Origin of the sequence: Bacilliculturomica massiliensis, assembly GCF_900605495.1 — a bacterium.
GTDB classification, from domain to species: Bacteria; Bacillota; Clostridia; order Peptostreptococcales; family Anaerovoracaceae; genus Bacilliculturomica; species Bacilliculturomica massiliensis.
Genome location: NZ_LR027602.1, coordinates 842419 through 862596, shown reverse-complemented (window position 1 = coordinate 862596; position 20178 = coordinate 842419). Strand labels below are relative to the sequence as shown.

Annotated in this window: 14 protein-coding genes; 1 reads left to right on the top strand and 13 read right to left on the bottom strand. The window is 57.2% G+C overall.

All coding sequences use genetic code 11. From position 1 onward, the window contains the following. The 13 genes from E0E37_RS09770 to E0E37_RS09715 form a co-directional block, all read right to left on the bottom strand. Positions 1 to 844 (bottom strand): 4-hydroxyphenylacetate 3-hydroxylase N-terminal domain-containing protein (locus E0E37_RS09770; protein WP_281275523.1); only part of this gene is annotated, 844 nt, incomplete at its 3' end. Positions 845 to 866: 22 nt separating this feature from the next. Continuing rightward, positions 867 to 2102, bottom strand: a complete 1236-nt coding sequence (locus tag E0E37_RS09765) for a phosphoglycerate kinase (RefSeq protein WP_130862841.1) — start codon at positions 2100 to 2102, stop codon at positions 867 to 869. Between the two features lie 41 nt (positions 2103 to 2143). Next, positions 2144 to 3418 (bottom strand): nickel-dependent lactate racemase family protein, encoded by a 1275-nt coding sequence (locus tag E0E37_RS09760; RefSeq protein WP_130862840.1) that lies wholly within the window; start codon positions 3416 to 3418, stop codon positions 2144 to 2146. A 32-nt stretch (positions 3419 to 3450) separates the two neighbouring features. Further along, positions 3451 to 4623, bottom strand: coding sequence for an NAD(P)-dependent malic enzyme (locus tag E0E37_RS09755; protein ID WP_130862839.1), 1173 nt, complete (start codon positions 4621 to 4623; stop codon positions 3451 to 3453). 78 nt (positions 4624 to 4701) lie between these two features. Continuing rightward, complete coding sequence (locus tag E0E37_RS09750; protein ID WP_130862838.1) at positions 4702 to 5724, bottom strand: type II glyceraldehyde-3-phosphate dehydrogenase; 1023 nt, start codon at positions 5722 to 5724, stop codon at positions 4702 to 4704. Then, positions 5676 to 5990: a hypothetical protein gene (locus E0E37_RS09745; RefSeq protein ID WP_130862837.1), complete on the bottom strand. Its 315-nt coding sequence runs from the start codon at positions 5988 to 5990 to the stop codon at positions 5676 to 5678. The genes E0E37_RS09750 and E0E37_RS09745 overlap by 49 nt, the downstream gene beginning before the upstream one ends. Positions 5991 to 6104: 114 nt before the next feature. Beyond that, positions 6105 to 7703, bottom strand: coding sequence for a sodium:solute symporter family protein (locus E0E37_RS09740; RefSeq protein WP_130862836.1), 1599 nt, complete (start codon positions 7701 to 7703; stop codon positions 6105 to 6107). Further along, the gene (locus E0E37_RS19005) at positions 7704 to 7826 is read right to left on the bottom strand and encodes a hypothetical protein (RefSeq protein ID WP_281275522.1); all 123 of its coding nucleotides are present in this window, start codon (positions 7824 to 7826) and stop codon (positions 7704 to 7706) included. It abuts the gene before it with no gap. A gap of 126 nt (positions 7827 to 7952) precedes the next feature. After that, positions 7953 to 9707 carry a cobalamin B12-binding domain-containing protein gene (locus E0E37_RS09735; protein ID WP_130862835.1) on the bottom strand — a complete coding sequence of 585 codons (1755 nt, stop codon included), beginning with the start codon at positions 9705 to 9707 and terminating at the stop codon, positions 7953 to 7955. A 48-nt stretch (positions 9708 to 9755) separates the two neighbouring features. Further along, positions 9756 to 11066 carry an aspartate aminotransferase family protein gene (locus E0E37_RS09730; protein WP_130862834.1) on the bottom strand — a complete coding sequence of 437 codons (1311 nt, stop codon included), beginning with the start codon at positions 11064 to 11066 and terminating at the stop codon, positions 9756 to 9758. 53 nt (positions 11067 to 11119) lie between these two features. Next, entirely contained in the window at positions 11120 to 13099 is a 1980-nt protein-coding gene (locus tag E0E37_RS09725; protein ID WP_130862833.1) for a hydantoinase/oxoprolinase family protein, read from the bottom strand. A gap of 52 nt (positions 13100 to 13151) precedes the next feature. Further along, positions 13152 to 14549, bottom strand: coding sequence for an aldehyde dehydrogenase family protein (locus E0E37_RS09720; protein WP_154939889.1), 1398 nt, complete (start codon positions 14547 to 14549; stop codon positions 13152 to 13154). A gap of 98 nt (positions 14550 to 14647) precedes the next feature. Then, entirely contained in the window at positions 14648 to 16363 is a 1716-nt protein-coding gene (locus tag E0E37_RS09715; RefSeq protein WP_207302940.1) for an acetolactate synthase catalytic subunit, read from the bottom strand. A gap of 836 nt (positions 16364 to 17199) precedes the next feature. Between E0E37_RS09715 and E0E37_RS09710 the strand changes: the two genes are divergently transcribed. Then, on the top strand, positions 17200 to 19719 hold the full coding sequence (locus E0E37_RS09710; protein ID WP_165445307.1) for a sigma-54 interaction domain-containing protein: 2520 nt from the start codon (positions 17200 to 17202) through the stop codon (positions 19717 to 19719). Positions 19720 to 20178: the final 459 nt, after the last annotated feature.

Genomic DNA, 20178 nt, shown 5'->3' with positions numbered 1-20178 from the left:
CAAACTCATACTCGCCCGCCAGGAACACGTACTCGTTGGGGATGAACACGTTGTCCAGCACCACCAGCGCTTCCTGGCCTCCGAACTGTTTGTTGCCCAGGTCCACGTCCGCTCCCTCTTCCAGCTTTCTGGTGTCGCAGGACTGACGGCCGTAGATCATGTAGATCCCGTCCGCATCCGACGGACAGGCGAAAGATACCGCATAGTCTTTGTCCGCCTCTCCCATGGCGATGGTGGGCATGAACAGATGCCAGTGGGAGTTGATGGAGCCTGTCTGATGGCACTTGGCCCCGCTGACCACGATGCCGTCCTCCCGTCTCTCCACGATGTGCACGAACAGATCCGCGTCCGCCTGCTGGCTGGGGGACTTGCTCCGGTCTCCCTTGGGGTCGGTCATGGCTCCGTCTACCGTCAGATCCTCATCCTGGACCATGGTGAGGAATTTCTTGAAGTTCTCATGGTAGTTAGTGCCGCATTTCTCATCGGTCTCAAAGGTGGTGGAGAAGACGGCGTTGAAGGCGTCCATGCCCACGCATCTCTGGAAGCAGGAAGCGGTCTTCTGTCCCAGCAGTCTCTGCATCTTGACTTTATTCTTCAGGTCTTCGGTGCTCTGATGGAGATGGCCGAAGCGGTTGATCTTCTTTCCCGTCAGGTTGGAGGTGACGGTCATCAGGTCCTCGTAGCGGGGATCGTGAGCCAGCTCGTAGGTCATGGCAATACAGTTGATGGAAGGACGGATCATGGGATGATCCACCCAGTCGTCCACCTTCTCACCGAACATGTACACTCTCGTATTCAGCTTTCTCAAACTTTCGATGTACTCTGCGCCTGTCATCAATGTCATTTTTTCATACCTCCCGTGTTTCTCATTTCATCGCCGTTTTCATGGCCTTTATCAGCGGCAGTTCTTTTCCCGACAGATAGCGCACCATGGCGCCCCCTGCGGTACACACATAGCTGATATCTGCAGTATCGATAAAGCGCTGAGCCGCGCTTACCGTGTCTCCCCCTCCTACCAGTGAATAGGCGGAGGAAGAGGCGATGGCTTCCCAGATCTGCTTTGTGCCGTTCTCAAAAAGATCGTTCTCATATACCCCCATTGGTCCGTTTACGAAAATGGTCTTTGCTCTGCTCAACTCTTTGGTGTAATATCCGATGGTCCGCTCCCCGATATCCATAAACATCTCTTCGGCAGGAAGATCCGCCACGTCCATCTCACAGCGTCTGCCTCCAGATTCAAAAGCCAGATCAAGCGGACACAGGATCTTTTCCGGCCATTTTTTCAGATACCGTTGTGCCTCTCCGATGAAAACGTTCAGCCCGCGATCGGAGATAAAGCGCTCCGTTTTGTCTCCCAAACGGAGTCCCCGGGCAAGCAGCATGATCTCTCCGGTGATGCCCCCGGTCAGGATACGGTCTGCCCGGCCGGAATCCAGCACCTGTTCCATCATACCGAAGGCGTCGGAGATCTTCGCACCACCTAACACAAAGACGCACGGCGGCTCCGGATGCTCCATGACCCGGTCCAGCGCTTCCAGTTCAGCCTTCATCAGATCTCCGGCCGCCGTGGGCAGCAGCTGCTGAAAAGCCACCATGGAGGGCGCGTTTCTGTGTGCCGCGGCAAACGCGTCGTTCACATAATAATCGCAGAGGGGCGCTAAAGACCGGACCAGATAGGTGGATCCCATTTCCTCCGGTTCCAGCTTCACCGCATTTTCAAATGTAGAGACTTCCTCTGACAGATACCGCAGATTCCCCAGCAGCACAGCTTCGCCCTCCCCCAGCCTGCGCACGGCTTCACGGGCCGCAGGGCCGCAGGGATCGTCCACGTACGTCACCGGATCTCCCAGGAGGTTGGAAAGCTTTTCCGCGTGCTCCGCCAGAGGGATCAGATTTTCATAGTCAAGCGTATCGCCCTGATGGGCGATGATGACCAGCTTCGCCTTTTTCTCCAAAATTTTTCGTATTGTAGGAATGCTTTTTCTGATACGGTTTTCATTCACGATCTTTTTCGTCTGCCTGTCTATGGGAGAATTGATGTCTACCCGCAGCAGTACGGTCTTCCCTGCATAGTCAAAATCGTCGATCCCTTTAAAATTCAACTCTTTGCTCCTTTCCGCCCTTTCGGCTCACCGCCGGCGGCTTATTCCCTCCCGTCGCCGCGGCCGCATTCAGGCACCGGCAGGGTAGACCCGGCTGCGGGCATCAGAAGCACCCTGGCCTCCGGCCCTTTTTCCGCCAGGGCCGCGTCCACCGCTTCCTGCAGACTGCCGAAAGGTCTCATGTGGATGCTCTCCACCACTTCGTCCGGAAGGTCCGTCACCATATAGATCCGGACCCGCGTCAGCACCATGGCGATGGCGGCGGCCTTGTGGCCTCCCAGCCGAAAATCTCTTTGAATCTGCCTGATCATTTCCTGAGGCTCCATGGTCGTCATCCATTCCTGAAAACGATCCTCACCGAAGCCTTCGGAAGCGGACGCGCACCAGACGATGATGCCGCCGTCCTTTACCGCATGTTTCGCATTGTCCAGTCCTTTCTGCGACTGATAAAGGTTCAGGTCCTTGGGAAAACCTCCCGGACTGACCACAACGATATCCGCGGGTCCGCCGATGGGGATCTTATACATGGCGTCCAGCGCGCGGCAGCCTTCCCGGTGCGCCTGTACATGATGGCCGGCCACCGCACGCACAATGGTCTTATCGCTGGAAAGCACCACGTTTACGATGAAATCAAGGGGCAGAAATTCTGTGATCTGTTCGATATCCTGCCTGACGGGATTGCTTTCCAGATTACCGGCGCAGGCTCCGTCTTTCACCATGTTGGAATGATTGGCCTGGATCGCCTCTCTGCTGGACACTCCGGGCATCAGCGCTTTGTTCCCCCCGGAATAGCCTGCAAAATAATGAAACTCAATATTGCCCAGAGCCACCCGCCGGTCCGCCCTGACTACCGGTTCGAAAATATCCGCCGGCGTTCCGTTTCTGCAGACGCCCAGGCGGAGACAGCGGTCCGCATCGCTGTCGATCACCTGGACCGGAGAATCGTAGACCTCCCCGCCCACGATCTTTCTCTTTTCTTCCTCCGTATGGCCCCGATGGCTCCCAAGAGCCAGAACTACCGTGATATCCTCCTGCCGCACGCCGCCGGCGGCCAGTTCGCGGATCACGGCGGGCAGCACGCGGAAACTGGGCATGGGCCGGGAAATATCGCTGGTAATGATGGCAACGGTCTCGCCCTTTTTCACCAGCTCCCGCAGCCGCGGGCTGCCGATCGGATTCTCCAGAGCCCGCACGACTTCCGCCTCATTTACCAGCTCCGTCTCTATGTTATTGGGCAGCACGGTCCCGCCGTAGTTTTTTTCCGGCAAAGACAGTCTCTGTATGCCGCCGCGGCCGTATTTCAATTCAAAATCCATATTTCGTCCTCTTCCGCCCTGTTGTTTCGTCCCTATACTCTGGCAACCCCTGAAGCCTTCGCCGCGGCGAACACCGCCTCCGCTACCGCCTTCCCCACTCTGGGATCGAAGGCCGGAACGATGATGTAATCCTCACAGCGCTCTTCATCGGAGACCAGTCCGGCGATGGCCGCCGCGGCCGCCATCTTCATTTCTTCATTGATATCCGACGCCCGGGCGTCCAGCGCTCCGCGGAATATCCCCGGAAAAGCCAGCACATTGTTGATCTGATTGGGGAAATCGGAGCGTCCCGTCCCCACGATCCTGGCCCCGGCCTTTTTCGCCAGCTCCGGCAGGATCTCCGGATCCGGGTTGGCCATAGGCAGCACGATGGCGTCCTCCGCCATGGACCGCACCATATCCTCCGACACGATGTTCTTGACCGACACGCCGATGAAAACGTCTGCGCCCTTCATGGCGTCAGCCAGCGTTCCCTTTCTGCGCTCTTTGTTGGTCATCTCGGCGATCTCCTGATGCACCCAGTTATCATAGGTCTCCTCTCTGCTGAGGATCCCCCTGCTTCCGCACACGATCACATCCCCCGCTCCCGCTGAGAGCAGCATTCTGGCGATAGCCGAACCGGCAGCCCCCGCTCCGGAGATCGCCACTGTGATGTCCTCCCACTTTTTCTGCGCCACCTTCAGCGCGTTCATGAGCGCCGCCACGACTACCACCGCCGTTCCGTGCTGATCATCGTGAAACACCGGAATGTCCAGACACGCCTTCAGTTTCCGTTCGATCTCCGCACAGCGGGGAGACGAGATATCCTCCAGGTTGATCCCGCCGAAGACCGGCTCGATGAGACGCACCGCCTGAACGATCTCGTCTGCTTCTTTGCTGCTCACGCAGATGGGAACGGCGTTCACTCCGGCAAATTCTTTAAAAAGAACTGCTTTTCCCTCCATAACGGGAAGTCCGGCTTCCGGTCCGATATCCCCCAGGCCAAGCACGGCGCTGCCGTCTGTGACGATGGCCACCATATTGCCCTTCCCTGTATACCGGTAGACGTCGTCTCTGTTTTTGGCGATCTCCCTGCAGGGTTCCGCCACTCCCGGTGTGTAGGCCGTGGAGAGATCGTAGGCGGTCTTCACCGGGACCTTGCTGACGACATCCAGCTTGCCCCGCCACTTTTCATGAAGGGCAAGCGCCTCTTTCTGTATTTCCATCTCTGTCTGTTCCTTTCTCTGCAATTCCTTTTCGTTTTCTATCCCGCGCTTTCACTGTGAAGGCGTTTATTCCCGCCGTTACTTCCAGGTTCCCAGTCCCAGATATTCATTGGTCTTTTTCACTGCCTCTCCGCCGTCTGTATCCATGGAAAGCGCTGCGCGGATGCCGTCGATGGTCTCAGGGATGGTGACGGATTCCTGTGGTATATGAATTCCGAACATGATATCCTTTCCCGACTTCACCACGGTGTTCTCCCAGACAGCGATCTCATACATATCGCCTCTGGGGCGGCCCAGATCCCGCGCGTATTTGAACAGCGAGGCGTTGCCCAGGAAGCCGTCCTCCAGCCGTACCACACGGATGCGGTCATGCTCTTTGAAGGCCGCGATAACGTCTTCTGCAGAAATGTCCGTTTTCGGCGTGGCCACTACGGTGATAAAATGTCCGTGAGTTACCGGCGTGTGCACCAGTATGCCGGTGGCGTCGATATGGGGCATGATAGTCATCAGATCCACCGCCTGATGCGTAGGCGCCTGATCGACCTGCAGCGCGTTGACCAGACCTCTGTGGTAATCCCCCGGGTCGGCCACCCGTCTCACGATGGTGATCGCAACCTTCTCCACGCCTGCCTTTTTGTCCAGACAGTCCACGGCCCGGATCAGTCCCGTGGTGTTGCAGGAGGTAAGTTTGAGATAGTCCGCCCCCACGCCCTTTTCATAGTTGGCGTAACCGTGGAAAAACACATCCGCCACGTCGTTCTTCTCGCCGCCCTGGAAGATCGCCTTGACGCCGTACTTCTCATACAATTTCTTATTCTGCGCGCCGACTCCCGCCGAGGTGGCGTCCAGAACGATATCCACCGTGGGCAGGACCTCTTCCAGCAGGCCGGAGACCTCCATACCGCCCGCACGAAGCGACTCCGCCGCCTGCCCGTTTGCCGCGTACAGTCTGTACGGCATTCCCTTTTCACGCAGCGCGCGAAGTCCCAGACTCACGGCGGCGTCCGCCACGCCCACCAGTTCCATATCCTTCTGCAGCGCCACTCCGTCGGCTAAACGCTGACCGATCGTTCCATAACCCACCACAAGTACCTTGACCATTTTCTGTCCTCCTTGTTCCTGTCCGCCCCATGCTCTCCGCTTCCGCTTATATAAAAGCAAGCATCGTGCCAAGCTGCGGAAATCCACTTTTTCTCCTCTTTACACGCGTATATCCTGATTTTTCCCGGTTTTTCACGGGGCCAGGTGATCTGCAGCCCTCCATTTCCCCTTCGCTTCCCACATATCGTCTTTATTTGGACGAAATAAATCGAATATGACCCGACCAGATCACCCCTATTTACGGCAAATGCCTCCTTCGTCTTCACTCCGGAGGCATCTGCTGTTAAGAAATATTTTGCATTCTCATATGTTTTGTTTTACAATGTTTTCAGATCGGGTCATCTGTACAGCGTTCCTGAGATCAATGACAGAATGCCGTACTAGCCCTGTACTGCCTGAGTATAAGGGTAAGCGTAGAAGATAACCATGAACAGGAACAGGCCGATACCTGTTGCAACCATTGCATAACCTGTGTTTCTTGTCTTCTTCATTTCGACCCGATCTTTTTCTTCTTCCGGAACCACAAACAGCTTATCGCGCTGCAGCTTTTCTTCCGGCGTTACCTGAGAGCGGAGAGAACCCACCACCACGCCGATCACAGAGAGATAGATCCCCACCCAGAAAGGATCCAGGGCTACGGGCAGCGTGGTCCCAGTGGACAACGTGTAGGTGCGCACACAGAACGCGCCGAGAAATCCCAGCAGCATTCCCCAGAACGCTCCCTGCTTTGTAATGCGCTTCCACCACACGCTTCCGAAGGCCACGGCGCCCCAGGATGCAGCCACGATGGAGGAGCTGATCTGCGTCATCCACCACACCATAGGCGGCTTCACCAGCGATACCAGCAGGATCAGAAAACTGACAGTCAGCATGGCGATCCTGGAGATCTTCAGGGACCGCTTCGCGTCCTTTACTTCCATAATGTCGTTGACCACAGAGAAACCTACCAGAGACAGGAAGGTGGATGCGGAGGAAATACCCGCCGCCACAATGCCGGTCAGAAGCAGAATTCCCGCGGCGATGGGCATCAGATTCATAGCAGCCCACACCATGACAGCGGAGTAGGGCTCCACGCCGGGGTTGGCAACGCGGACCATGGCCGCAGCGAACAGCACCAGCGTGTTGACCACCAGCACGCCCACGCAGGCGAACATGCCGGAACGAATGACCACGTGCTCGTTTTTCGCCATCAGGTAGCGGCTGGACTGCCAGGGACTGATGGATACCACCAGCATCCACACGATGCCGTAGGTGACGGACCAGGCAAAATTCTTCATGGGAGTGTCGTACATCCAATCCAGATTTCCGCCGAAGGTCAGCATATTCGATACGCCCACGTCGCCCACCGCCAGCGCGTTGATCCCGTTGAACCAGCCGCCCGCAGCCTGGGAGATGCATGGCACGCAGACGATGATAGCCGCGGTGAATACTCCAAACATGATGGTGTCGGTGAGCAGTACGCCGCCGGAGCCTGCCAGTACAGTAAAGAATGTGAAGGACGCCCAGGCGATGACCAGACAGACCTTTCTGTCAAAGGGAATGATCTGCGCCATCAGCGTGGACAGACCGTCCATGACGGACAGCATATAGATAAAGCAGATGACCACCACGATGACGCCGGCCAGCTTCTGTATCTTTTTGTCGCAGAAACGTTTACTGAAATATTCCGGAATGGTAAGGGCTTCGCTTCTTCTTACGAAGCGTCCAAACAGCGCGGATCCCAGCGGATACCCGGCCGTGGCCATGATGGACACCGTGAGCAGCGGGATCACAAATCCCATGTAGGACTCGCCGCAGTCTCCCAGGAACATGCCCGTTCCCAGAAAGGACGCCACCAGCGAGCCGGTGATCAGGATCGTGGGCGCGTTCCGCCCGGCGACATAGTAATCGTTGGCGTCTTTGACTTTCCGGCCCACGACATTTCCGATCACGAAGTACAGGATCAACGAGATGATAATACAGGTTGCATAGATATTCATTTACTTCTTCCCCTCCTCTCTGTCGTCAAAATAATGCGAGTACTCTCTGTTCATCGCAAACATGAAAATAACGCCGAAGATCAACATCCATCCTCCTAGAAACGCCGATAAAAAGTATTCCATACCGTTCTCCTTTCCGCCGCGACGGCCGCGGCTGTTTGATTTATCAGTCAGGCGCCGGAGAGCGCCAGCCCGTGGGCCGTCCGCTTCCGGCGCCCGGCGACCGGTGACCGGGGCTGGGGCAGTCTGTCACTGTTCCCGCAGCATTGCGATGGTCTTGAGAAGATCGTTCTCCGCGAACAATCCCCTTTCATTGATCAGATTTTTCACATCGGATGGTTCCGAATGTCCCGGAAGGATGGTATTGAGCACGCCGCCCATGAACACGGTGCAGTTTCTGTCCCGCCTGGCGATCTCCTCAAGCAGCTGCTCCGCGATGCCCAGCGCCTGGCCGTTGTGGGTACTGACGCCGATGAGACTGACGCCCTCTTCGTCCGCCATGTCCAGTATGTAAGGGATCGAGGCGTCAACACCGGCGTCGACCACCTCCGCCCCTGCGCACTGCAGCATGTTCTTGACGTACCGCAGTCCGTATACGTGAGCGTCGGCTGATGCCACAAGCACTTTTTTGCCTTTCAGCACGCCTTCCAGCCCTGCGTTTCTAACGCGGTCCATGCCTTTGTCGATCATATTTTTTGTCAGACTGCCCATATCCGTGGGGAAATAAGTGTGCAGTTTTCCCGTCTCTCTGACAGAGGGATGGAAGGTCTCCTCAAAGAGGCCCGGATTGAAATTCTTGATAAACATCAGCATCTGCATGGGATCTTCGATGTCCAGCCCCGCTGCGGAAAGCACCTCAAGCATATTATTGAAAAACTTGGCGCCCTCCCGCTTCATGACCTCGGCCATCTCGTCGATCTTCGAGAAATCGATCACATCCTCCCACTGCTCAATGTTTTCCTCCAGTCTGGCACAGGCGCCCAGCATGCCCTTGATGGCCTCGATGGTGGGTACGTGTACCTTCTCCGTGATGGGCACCGGCAGAATGACCGCGCCTGTTTTATACCTGCGCTCCGCCAGTACCGCCATGAGCATTTCCTGGGCCGCCATGCCGTAATTGGCTTCCAGATCGTGATCCCAGTAGCGCGTGGTAGACGCCTGCACAAAGAGCACAGGCGGCTGTTCCTCCGTCCACAGAAGATCGTGGAAGGCTTTCAGCAGAGCCGAACGAATGCGCACGTCGCTGACCAGCCCGCCGTATGCGATGGTGTAGCGGGCGCCGCACAGCGTAGTGGTGACATAGTGTTCAAACAGCGCGTATCCCACGTAAGCGATGGCATCCGCGCAGTAGCTGGGATAGGTGTCGTCGGAATACCCGCTGACGCCAAACCCCTCGTCCCACTTGCTTGCGATGACTCCCATGACTTTCAGCATGTCTGTCACATAGGAGACGTGATCGTCGCAGCCCGGCTGATTCCACATGAGCTGGGAAATGCAGCCGGCCTGAAAGGACCCGGCGACGATGTCGCTGATCCCGGTAAACCACGCGTTGGGGACGCCCAGAGCCTGGTCGTTCTGCATGACCTCCATCCCCTCGATATCTTCCAGCGCGATATAGTCCTCCACCGTTTCCGGCACATAGCTGGTATTCTTGGAATCGTAATTTCTCAGTTCCTTCGGAATAGCGGTCAGGGTGCTGGGGATGGCCAGAGTGGAATGGTATTTGATGCCCAGCTTCTGCGCCCATCTCCAGATCTCCGCGATGCCGCAGGCCTCCTCCTCCACAGTGGCCAGGCCTACGTTGGTGGCCCAGTAAAGCTCTCCCTTTTCAATGCAGTCCTTCCACAGTTCCACGTAATTGTCGAAGGGGCTTTCCCTCACCAGCCGGCTGCGCCCTCCCTTGATGGACGGGCCTGCCTTTTTTCCTTCCTCCAGTATTTTCCTGCCGTCGGGCAGATCATCGGGAATCAGGCTTCTGATGTACTCTTTGCTTGCTCCTGCCATAATTCTCTCCTCTTTGCGTCTCCGCTGACGGATCCTTTCCGCAGCGGCCTACAGATCTCCCGCGGTGATCTCTCCCAACAGCCGATCGAACAGATCCAGTGTATATTTGATGTCCTCCTGAGTGGTCTGAGCGCAGACGTAATTTCTCCCTCTCCATGGATTCAGGCGGATGCCGTTTTCCATGCAGCCCTGTACCAGCTTGCGGTACATGACTTTATCCACCTTGTCGAAGTGATCCCGGTACTCTTCAAGGGGCTGGTCGGTGCCGAAGATCACGGTCCAAAGACCGCCAACAGCTCCTGTCAGGACCTTGATCCCATATTTTTGACAGATCCCCTCCACGCCGGTGGTGAGCTGCTTCGACATGCTCTCCAGATTCTCGTAAAATCCCGGCTTTTCCAGCTCGGCGATCGTTCCCAGCGCAGCCGCAACGCACAGAGCGTTGGCCGCGAAGGTGCCGGAGGCCGTGGTCGCCGCGGATACGATCTCCTCTTTTCCCACCACGCAGGAAATGGGATAACCGCCGCCGATGGCCTTTCCGAATACGGCCAGATCCGGCTTTACGCCGAAGTACTCCTGCGCGCCTCCCAGCCTCAGACGGAATCCTGTGATGACTTCGTCGAAAATGAGGACCACGTGATATTTTGTGGCCAGCTCACGCAGCCCCTCCAGGAATCCCGGCTTGGGGTACACCGGTTCAGCGTTGGCCATGATCGTCTCCAGCATAATACAGGCGATCTCATTTCCCTTCTCCCTGAGGATCCGTTCGATCCCATCCAGATCGTTGAAGTGCGCGATGATCAGATCCGTGGGATCTTTCTGTCCCTTGATGTGCTTGATCTTATTGGGATTGTCCCAGGGGCCCAGGGCCTGAACGCTGGGGCCTTCTACGCTGACCTTTTCTTCGTCCAGCTGCCCGTGATAACATCCCTCTATCTTTACTACCTTCACCTTGCCCGTGTAAGCTCTCGATACCCGGATGGCGTGCATATTGGCCTCGGAACCGGAGCACAGGAAGGCGCTGACCTTTTCCGCGCAGGGTACGATGTCGATGAGCTTATCGCACAGCTTTACCAGATCCTCCGACGGCGCCGCCAGCAGAGTTCCTTTCCAGAGCTGCTCCTGTACGGCCTTTGTCAGACCTTCGTGAGCAAATCCCAGTATGTTTGGACCGAAAGCGCCGAGATAATCAATATAAGAATTGCCGTCCACGTCGTACAGCTTCGATCCCTTTCCATATGCCATATAGATCGGATAATCCATCCAGGGAGCCTTGTGAAACGAACTGGACAGACCGCCCACCAGGCCGCGCTGCGCCCGTTCAAACAGCGCCTTCGATTTCTCCGTTGAATAAGCCATGATCCTTTTTCCTCCTTCATTGTCCGGCCGGGGCTCCGCCCCTTCGCCGGATCTTACCGAACCGCTCTCCGGGGCGCTCCTGTCAATACCGCCGTCAGACGCGATTCCACAAAACCGCCGGTCCTGTTCTCTTTGTTTCTGGAATGGCAGTCGTTTTCTGTAATAGAAATTCTTTCGTCCTCGATCTCCAGTTCACGCGCCAGCGTTCTGGCGCAGACGGTCATCTCTTTCCGGCAGTAGCCTTTTGCTTCTTCCAGCGTTTTGAAAAGCATCCGGCTCCTGGGGGTGTGCGCGGCGAACCGGTCGCTCTGCGGGTCGAAGCGGATCAGAGCCGTAAATACCTCCCGCACCTGACCCATCGCCGCTCCCGCAGCGCCTCCCACGGCGTTGTGCTCCGGAATAATGAGCTGGGCTCCCAGCAGCCTGGCCGCTTTGGAAAACCAGGCCGCAGCCGGCGCTCCGATGCCCACGATGGGAATCCGAAGCTTCAGGTCCAGCTCAAGACGGCTTTTTTTCGACCTGCCCAAAACATTGTCGATGAGAGCCATCGCTCCCGGATCCTTTTCCAGATCCGCTTTGACGCCGTCCGCCCTGCACACGCTCTGGATCAGCGCCGTGCAGAGCTTATACACAAACTGTTCTGTGGCCGCGGCGAGAAACGCTTCCACGCTCATGTTCAGCCTGCCTGACAGCAGCCGCGCGCCCAGACGCGACGCCTCCGCGTTCCAGCGGTCATACTCTCCCTTCGCATGAAGCAGATCGGTGGGCGTCATGGAAATGCAGGAGACGATCTCCAGATCCATAAGTCTCTGCATTCCCATCGAATCCAGATCCCGCCCCAGTTCTCTGCTCATCCACAGCAGCGAGCGGGGACCCCCGTCGAGCAGATCGATGATCCGCCGATCCAGGTCGGACAGTTCAAATTTATCTAAATTTTCAGTCTTAAGAAGGCGAAAACAATCCGTTTCCTGCCGTTTGACCACCCGGTACGGCCCGTCGTTTCTGCATTCTGCGATCTCATCGCAGAGCCTGGGATTTTCCGCGGCGGCCGCGCACAGCGGTTCCACCCGGTCCGGTCCAAAGGACAGCGTACCGAACGGACTGATTCTGATATAGCTGTCGCCTCCCAGTCCGAACGTGTTTACCTGGACAGCGCTGACTCTGGTCAGCCAGCCGCCCACGACGGCGCCTTCCTTCTCCAGCGCCGCTTTTCCGCCGGCCACCGCCACCACGTCCGTGGTAGTACCTCCCATATCGGCGATCAAAGCGTCGGTGCAGCCCGACAAAAACCGTCCTCCTACCATGCTGGCCGCCGGTCCGGAGAGGATCGTCTCCACCGGCCTGCTTTCCGCGAAGGAGTCTACCATCACGTGACCGTTTCCCTTGACCACCAGAAGCCGCGCGTCGATCCCCCTTCCGGCCAGCGCCGTTCTCGTGGCGGTCAGCAGCTCACGGATCACCGGGATCAGCCTGGCGTTCAGCACCGCCGTGACCGTCCGTTCATAGTATCCCAGCGTGCTGGTCAGCTCGTGGCCGCACACTACGGGCACGCCCAGGAGGTTCTCCGCCAGCGCCTTTACCTCAAGCTCGTGGATAGGATTTCTCACGCTGGCGTAACCGGACACAGCCAGCGCTTCCACCCTGCCCCGCATCTGTCTCAAAGCTGTTTCCGCAGCGGCCCTGTCCAGCAGTTCCACCTCGCAGCCCGCCACGCTGATTTTCCCTCTGATCCCGGCGCAGCATACCGCCGGATAGTCCCGGCGCCCCGCCGGCGCTCCAATGGTGATCAGCCCCACCGCGGAGCTCTTTCCCTCCACCACGGCGTTGGTGGCCAGCGTCGTGGAGAGACAGACCAGCGTCACGTGCTCCGTCCCGCTGATGTGCAGCGCGTCGATGGCCTTTTCGACGCCCACGGCCAGATTCTGTCTGGTGGTGGGCGTCTTGGCCTCCCTGATGATCTTCTGCGTATCGCAGGAGATCATCACAGCGTCTGTGTAGGATCCTCCGGTGTCGATCCCCAGTTTGATATCCATATCCTGCCTCGCTTTCCGTTCTCACGATGATGGCAGGCACGCCGTCTCCGTTCTATTTTACAAACGCGCCCTTCAGGATATAGGTCTTGATCCTGCTGTATTCCTCCAGAGAGGACGCCACTCCCTCATAGCCGATGCCGCTGGCCTTGCAGCCGCCGAAGGGCTGCTCGTTGGAGCGGTAGGTGCTCTGTCCGTTCACCACCACCGCGGAAGCCTGCAGCTGATCAGCGATATTGAAGGCTTTGATGGTATCGGAGGACAATACGCCGGAGCTCAGCCCATACTTGGTCTGGTTGGCAATGGCGATGGCTTCCTCTTCCGTCTCAAAGGGAATGATAGGATAGACCGGTCCGAATATCTCCATGTCCTTCGCCACGTCCGCATCCGCCGGCACATCGTCGATGATGGTGGGGCAGATATACGCTCCCTCTCTCGTTCCGCCGTAGACGATCTTTCCGCCCTGCTCCACGGTCTTTTTGATCTGCGCTTCCACCTTGACGGCCGCTTCCTCCGTCACCAGACAGGTGATCTGCGACTGAGGATCCAGCGCGCTGCCGTGACGCAGCGCCGCCAGCTTTTTCTTCAGCCCGTCCACTACCGCGTCCTTAATGTTCTTGTGGACCAGGAAACGCTTGGTGGCGCAGCAGACCTGTCCGTTGTTGTAAAGTCTGCCTTCCAGCGCGCTCTGTACGGCGGTCTCGATATCCGCATCTTCGCAGATAATGAAAGGATCGTTTCCGCCCAGCTCCAGAAATACGCGCTTTACGGTGTCCGCTCCGTTCTTTATCATGTCGATCCCCGCCTCCGTGCTGCCGGTGAGACCGATGGCCGCCACCTTGGGATTCTTCAGCAGATGTTCAGTGCACAGGGTCCGCTCGCAGGCGGTGAACTGCATTACCCCTTCCGGCACGCCTGATTCGTGAGCCAGTTCTACCAGCCTTCTCACGGTCAGCGGGTTTGAGGAGGGCGCCTTTACAATGATGGTATTGCCCATGATCATGGCCGGGATCGACTTCTGAATGGTCATCTCCACGGGATAGTTAAAGGGAATGATCCCCACCACTACGCCCAGGGCTTCTCTTCTTGTGAATACCAGATCCAGCTCTCTGTCCGCCGTGGTTCCCGTCAGCACTTCCCCGTAAAGGTGTTTGGCCCTCTCCACGTAACCTCTTCCGATCTCCGGTGCATCCACGCACTCGCCCGTCCCGGAATTGACGGGCTTCGCCATCTCCTTCGCCAGCAGCTCGCCGATCTCGTGTTTATGTGCCTCGATATTGTTGAGGAAATCAAACAGGATACCTGCTCTCTCGTTGATATGCTTCTTTTCCCACTCAGGCTGCGCAGCCCAGGCAGTCTCCACCTTCTGCTCCAGTTCCTCTGCCGTATCCAGGGCGATGGACTCGATCACTTCTCCGGTAGCCGGATTTTTCACGTCTAACATTTTTTTCATGTTTGTTCCTCCTGTTTCTCTCCATTTTTTCAAGTTATGTACCTTCAGCTGACGCGGAAGGTATTCTGTCTTCATCCGAAGATGAAGGCTTTGACTTTTTATATCATCTCCGCCAGTTTGAGGGCGTCGATGAAGGGCAGCGGCGGCGTGCAGCACCGTTCCGTCTTCACATCGATGATCACCGTTCCTTTTGCGGCCAGCGCCTGAGCCAGTACCGGCTCGATATCCTCCGGTCTTTCGATGGTCAGTCCCACCAGATCGCAGGCCTGCGCCACTTTGGCGTAATCCACATCCTCGATATCGCAGGCGTTTGTGTAAGCTCCAAATTTGGAGAGCTCGGCGTAATACTGATAACCCAGCCGCGTGTTGTTGATGACGGCGCACACCACGTCGATCCCTTCGCGCTTACAGGTCTCCAGCTCGCTCCACACGTGAGCGAAGCCGCCGTCTCCGGTCAGACAGAAAACCTTTTTCCCCGGTTTCGCCAATTTGCAGCCCATAGCCATGGGCAGTCCCCAGCCCAGTCCCGCCAGTCCTCTGGGGAAGTAAAACTCGCGTTCCCCTTTCGCCGTTATGTAATTGGCGTTCCAGATGGAGGCGAAGCTGGCGTCGGACACTACCATATCGTCGTCTCCCAGCTGTTTCTCCACCGCGGCCATGAAACGTTCGATGCGGATAGGAGCCAGCTCGGAACTGATCACGTCCTGGATCTCTTCCTGATGCTTTTTCCTGGCCTCCCTGATCTCCGCGATCACCGCGTCCTTTCCGGCGCTTCTCCTGGAAAGGTCTCCCTCCGCCATGGCCTCGATCAGCGCGGCGATGGTCAGCTTCGCGTCTCCCGGAAGGCGGAGCGCCTCATAATTTCTGCCGATCTCCAGCGGATCGATGTCTATGTGAATATAGGTCGCATCTTCCGGCAGCAGAGTCCAGCTGTCCGTTCCGTTCTGATTCGTGCGGTTTCCGATGAGCAGTATGACGTCGGACCGCTGCACCAGCGGCTTTAGATACCTGGTGGAACTTCTGTGTCCCATATAGTAGCCGATAACGCCCACAGTCAGAGGATCCGTTTCGTCCACGCTTCCCTTCCCCATGGTCGTGGTGGCTACCGGAAGGAAGAATTGTTTCTGCAGCTGTCTCAGTTCTTCCGTGGCCTGGGAAGAGAACACGCCGCCCCCCGCGTACACCAGCGGATTCTCCGCCTTCAGCAGCAGTTCCGCCGCCTGCTTGACCACTGACGGGTCCGGAAGCTGGCGGTCAAGGGGATAATGCCCCAGAGACATCTTTCTTGCCGACGTCACTTCGCTGACAGATTTATCGTTGAAAATATCCTGGGGGCACAAAAGCACCGCCGGTCCCGGCTTTCCGGAGGCCGCCACCGTGAACGCCATGTCCACATAATCCTCGATGCGCTCCGCGGAATAGATTTTCTTCACCCACTTAGAACAGCCCAGAAACAGCTTTTCGTGGTCGATCTCCTGAAAGGCGTTTTTCTCCGCCTGATTCAGCGCCACCTCCTGAACCACCGCCACCACGGGATGGCCGGCCTTCAGATCTTCTGCCAGCCCCGGTACCAGAAGGGTGGCCGCCGGTCCGTTCTGCGCCGCTACCACAGGGATCTTCCCGGACGCCATGGCGTAAGCCTGCGCCATATAGGTCCCCGAATTTTCCTGGCGGAAAGCGATCTGGCGGATCCCAAGCTCCATGGAGGCCAGCATTATTTTAGTCGGATTGCTCTGTCCGAAGATATACTCCACGCCGTTGCGCTTCAGCGCCAGAGCGAACTTCTCTGCATTGGTCAATTTCTTACTACTCATCGTACTCACTCCTATCTTTTTTAAAGTAACGAGGAACCACATTCCTGACCGTATTAAGAGCAAGGACCGTGCCATCCATATATTCCTTTCCTGTTTTTTTATCTTTTCAGAGATCCCCGGCGCTGCGGCGCCCCGGTTTTCCGGTGATCTCAATGAATGTTTCCCGTTCTGTTCCCTCCAAAAATATTTTTGCAGTCTCCGTATCTCTTCCCGTTTTTCTCTTTTTTCCGCTCCGCCGCTTTCTCACCAAGTCTTTATCGGGGTGTTTTAGGCTATTTTAGTGCGTTCAATTTGTCCAAATCTACTTGACAATCAGATAGACCCATCTATACTAAAAATAGAGTACCACGTTTTTATGCATTTTTTATTCGCCGCCCCGCATTCGCTCCCCGTATCTGTTTTCCCTTCCGCCCCGTCGCCCCTGTTCCTCCGGCCGAGGACGGTCCCACCGGCGGCGGTACACAGCGAGAGGTGTATAAGGGCGCCGGGCCGGGGGCGGGCTGACTGACGACAGGCCGCCCGGGAACGGAACCGAAAGCGGGTGGGTCAGGGTCGGATGGACTGGAGACAGGGCGGCTGGCGACGGTCTGCTGGGAAATGAACGGCCGAAGATGACGTTTTGTCGAAAGATGAATCGACCGGAGATGACGGTCGGTCGGGAGACGGCCGCCGTCCGGGCGCAGTCTGACCGGAGGTCCTCCGGCCGAGAACGGTCCAACCGGCGGCGGTCCGCCGGGAGATGGATTGCCCGGCCGCGGTCCGTCCAGATGCAATGATTCCAGCCTCTCCCGGGCCGCGGCCGGCGGGAGACTCTCTGTGAAAGAATGAGGTCACATATGCGTTCAACGATCCAACCGGTCAAATCGCCTGCCGCTTCTCCGAGCCGGTCCGGCAGCCAGACCGAAAACCACAACAATATTCTGGCGATCTGCGTGCTTAATCCTTTTGATCTGCGTTTTATGGAAAATTCCTTCCGTCTCTATTTCGGCAATTCCCTGGATATCCGTCCCGTGTCCCCCGATGAACTGGACACTCTGGATGTGACGCCCCGGGCGGTCATCACCACCCATCTCACCACAGAACTGGCCAGGAAGAAGTTTCCTCACGCCAGCATCGTCCTTTCAAAACGGGGTCTTACCGGAGAAGCCCTTGAGGAAGTAGTTCAGCTCCCCCGGGGCACCAAAGCGCTGGTGGTCAATTCCCCCAGGCAGGTGGCCATAGAGACAAAGGACGCCCTGACAGAGCTCGGCATCGACCATATCGACACCAGAGCCTACTGGCCCGGGGCTCCCATTGATATCGAGGGCTATAATGTGGTGATCTACGCCGGCATCATGAGCTATTGCCCCCAGGGGAAAAATTATCAGTATATCAATATAGGCCATCGATGCATCGCCCTGTCCACCATCATCGACATCATCCGGATCTTCGGGCTGTCCTCCGGCGACGCCACCAAATATTACAACGACAATATCCAGCGGATCACCGAATCCTGCTACAAGCTGTCGGAGGCTTTGAACCAGACGAAGATGATCAAGGAAAGTTTTGAGAAGATCTGCGATATCAATAAATCCATCATTTTCGCCATCGACAGCGCCGGACGCATCGTCGTGTTCAACGACGCCGCAGTCTCCTTTTTCGGACTGCGGCGCAGACAGGCTCTGGGTCGGGATTACAGGGATGCTCTGCGAAACTATCCGGCCCTGACGGAGGCCATCTCCGCCAACAGGGAGCTGAACGAGACGCTGATCACCGCCAAAGGGCAGAAGCTGCTGGTCACCGCGGAAAACTATTACATCGACAACTACGACAACCGGCTCATCAGCATCGTTCCATTTGCCGCTCTGCAGCAGTCTGAATCAAAAGCCAGAATGAAGCTGCACGAGACAGGTTTTCTTGCCCGGCACACTTTCGCGGACATTCTGGGGAGCAGCGACAGCGTGGAGCGGTGCAAACGCACCGCCCGCATTTATGCAAACACCAATACTACGATCCTGATAACCGGCGAGAGCGGTACGGGAAAGGAAGTTTTCGCCCAGGCCATCCACAACGCCTCCGCCCGATCCCAGTACCCCTTTGTGGGCATCAACTTTGCGGCGCTCCCGGAGACTCTGGCGGAGAGCGAGCTGTTCGGTTATGCAGAGGGATCTTTTACCGGCGCCATGAAGGGCGGAAAAGAAGGGCTTTTTGAGATCGCCCACAACGGCACGATCTTTCTGGACGAGATCGGGGACGCTTCTCTGGCCGTACAGGCCAAGCTTCTGCGGGTCCTGGAAGAAAAAGAGATCGTGCGGGTGGGCGGCACCCGCGTGATCCCCATCGACGTGCGCATTATCTGCGCCACCAACCGCGATCTGCCCCAGATGATGCGGGAGGGCACCTTCCGCGCCGATCTCTATTACAGGATCAAAGTCCTGAGCCTGCATCTGGCCCCCCTGCGCGAGCGCAGATGCGACGTCCTCAGCATATTGACCGGCATGCTGAAGGAAAACGCCGTCAGACGGATCATGAACGATCAGGTGCGGCGCTATCTTATGGCGTACGATTGGCCTGGAAATATCCGCGAGCTGCGGACCATCGCTGAGTACATCAATATGCTTGCTGATATGAGCGAGATGGACGAGCACGACGAGTCGGAGATCCGCAGTATGCTGCAGTACTTTCTGGAAAACAATCTGGTCGCCGCCCCCTCCCTGCCCGGCGGAACTGCCGGGGACGCGGATTTTGCCAGACCTGCCGACGGCGGACCGGTCGCCTACGGAACTGCCGGCCGGTCTGTGGACGGCGGAACTGCCGGCCGGTCTGCGGACGGCGGCCGGACGTCCTGCGAAGGCCCCTCCGCATTCGACGGCACCTTCGGCCAGGGAGATACATCAGCCGGCGCAGCCGGACCGGCCCCGCTGACTGATCCTGGCGTACCGAGTGACATACACTTCGGCGGGCCCTCTGCATTCAGCCATGCAAACTCAGGCGCAGCGGCTGTGCACAGCGGTGCTGACTTCAGCAAAGCGGCTGTGTTCGGCGGCTCAAACTTCTTCGGCGCAGCGGCTATGGCCGGCGGTATGGCAAGCGGTATAGCCAACGGTATGGCCCCACAGGAACTCTGGCTCCCTGCCGACCTGCTGTGCATTCTCCGCGCGGTGGACAAGCTTCAGAAGCAATCTGTCATTGCCGGCCGCGGTTCTCTCTCTCGCCTGCCTGAGCTGCAGGCCGTCGGCATGACGGAGACAAAAATCAAGACCCGGCTGAAAAAACTGGATCACTTAGGCTGTATCGTCACCGGTTCCACCAAGCAGGGAGTCTCCCTGACGCCCCTGGGCGCCCGGACACTGCTGCTTCAGCGGGAGGAAAAATAGAACCGGACAGCGGCGGAAGCTCACGAGAAGGGCAGGCGATATTCAGCTGCGCCCCCAGTTTTAATAAAAAGGGCATACTAGTCCTTTATCCTCCCTGCCGTTCTCTCGCCCGCAGGCGAAATCTTGATTTTTTTCGATCGTTCGCTTAAATGACGCAAAAAAATAGGTGAAAAACCATTAAAAAATGATTTAGCACCTATTTTACAGCGAAACCAACGGGATATCAGCAGATTTCAAGGCAAATATAGGCGAAAGACAGATTTTTTTCTTGTTTTCACCTATGAGACGGCGCCGGCAGCTGCACAAAACAATCGCGCTCCCGCACCTGCAGCCGTATCATCCAACGGGCGATCAGCCGGCGCCGGCGTGGAAGGATCATCAGCGGCCCGCCGCCGGCGATGCGTATCGAACCATTGGCTGAACTCTGCCGCCGGTAGCTGCACAAAACAATCGCGCCCC

Coding starts and splice junctions, on each gene's coding strand:
- E0E37_RS09720 (WP_154939889.1), bottom strand. CDS start 14,549: ATGAAAAAAATGTTAGACGTGAAAAATCCGGCTACCGGAGAAGTGATC.
- E0E37_RS09730 (WP_130862834.1), bottom strand. CDS start 11,066: ATGGCTTATTCAACGGAGAAATCGAAGGCGCTGTTTGAACGGGCGCAG.
- E0E37_RS09715 (WP_207302940.1), bottom strand. CDS start 16,363: ATGAGTAGTAAGAAATTGACCAATGCAGAGAAGTTCGCTCTGGCGCTG.
- E0E37_RS09735 (WP_130862835.1), bottom strand. CDS start 9,707: ATGGCAGGAGCAAGCAAAGAGTACATCAGAAGCCTGATTCCCGATGAT.
- E0E37_RS09740 (WP_130862836.1), bottom strand. CDS start 7,703: ATGAATATCTATGCAACCTGTATTATCATCTCGTTGATCCTGTACTTC.
- E0E37_RS09725 (WP_130862833.1), bottom strand. CDS start 13,099: ATGGATATCAAACTGGGGATCGACACCGGAGGATCCTACACAGACGCT.
- E0E37_RS09755 (WP_130862839.1), bottom strand. CDS start 4,623: ATGGAAATACAGAAAGAGGCGCTTGCCCTTCATGAAAAGTGGCGGGGC.
- E0E37_RS19005 (WP_281275522.1), bottom strand. CDS start 7,826: ATGGAATACTTTTTATCGGCGTTTCTAGGAGGATGGATGTTGATCTTC.
- E0E37_RS09760 (WP_130862840.1), bottom strand. CDS start 3,418: ATGGATTTTGAATTGAAATACGGCCGCGGCGGCATACAGAGACTGTCT.
- E0E37_RS09750 (WP_130862838.1), bottom strand. CDS start 5,724: ATGGTCAAGGTACTTGTGGTGGGTTATGGAACGATCGGTCAGCGTTTA.
- E0E37_RS09710 (WP_165445307.1), top strand. CDS start 17,200: ATGCGTTCAACGATCCAACCGGTCAAATCGCCTGCCGCTTCTCCGAGC.